Annotated in this window: 4 tRNA genes and 1 rRNA gene; all 5 read right to left on the bottom strand. The window is 46.2% G+C overall.

The annotated features are described in order from the left end of the window. Window positions 1-35: 35 nt before the first annotated feature. Window positions 36-111, bottom strand: a tRNA-Val gene (locus tag QYB95_RS19100). A gap of 24 nt (window positions 112-135) precedes the next feature. Then, window positions 136-210 (bottom strand) — tRNA-Glu (locus QYB95_RS19095). Window positions 211-232: 22 nt separating this feature from the next. Beyond that, window positions 233-324, bottom strand: a tRNA-Ser gene (locus QYB95_RS19090). A gap of 8 nt (window positions 325-332) precedes the next feature. Further along, window positions 333-407: transfer RNA gene (locus QYB95_RS19085), tRNA-Asn, on the bottom strand. A 15-nt stretch (window positions 408-422) separates the two neighbouring features. Next, window positions 423-538, bottom strand: a 5S ribosomal RNA gene (gene rrf, locus QYB95_RS19080). Window positions 539-621 lie beyond the last annotated feature (83 nt).

Genomic DNA, 621 nt, shown 5'->3' with positions numbered 1-621 from the left:
AATTGTATTTCTACTGTTCAACCATAATTTAAATATGGTGGAGGATGACGGGCTCGAACCGCCGACCCCCTGCTTGTAAGGCAGGTGCTCTCCCAGCTGAGCTAATCCTCCAACTGGATATGTTAAAATTTCAAATGGTGACCCGTACGGGATTCGAACCCGTGTTACCGCCGTGAAAGGGCGGTGTCTTAACCACTTGACCAACGGGCCAATTAATTGCTAGATAGATATCTGGCGGAGAGTAAGGGATTTGAACCCTTGAGACAGTGTTACCCGCCTACACGATTTCCAATCGTGCTCCTTCGGCCACTCGGACAACTCTCCAAGAAGCATGGCTCCGAAGGTAGGACTCGAACCTACGACCGATCGGTTAACAGCCGATTGCTCTACCACTGAGCTACTTCGGAATAATCTTATGGTAAGCCTAGCGACGTCCTACTCTCACAGGGGGAAGCCCCCAACTACCATCGGCGCTAAAGAGCTTAACTTCCGTGTTCGGTATGGGAACGGGTGTGACCTCTTTGCCATCATCACTAGATTTAAAACGAAAGACAAGATTTATTATACCATATTTGATATGAAAGTCAATACTATTTTAGTAAAAACTTTTTAGATTTCTTA

The sequence above is a fragment of the Ureibacillus aquaedulcis genome (assembly GCF_030418165.1).
Lineage (GTDB): Bacteria > Bacillota > Bacilli > Bacillales_A > Planococcaceae > Ureibacillus > Ureibacillus aquaedulcis.
This window is presented reverse-complemented; position numbering and strand designations above follow the sequence as displayed.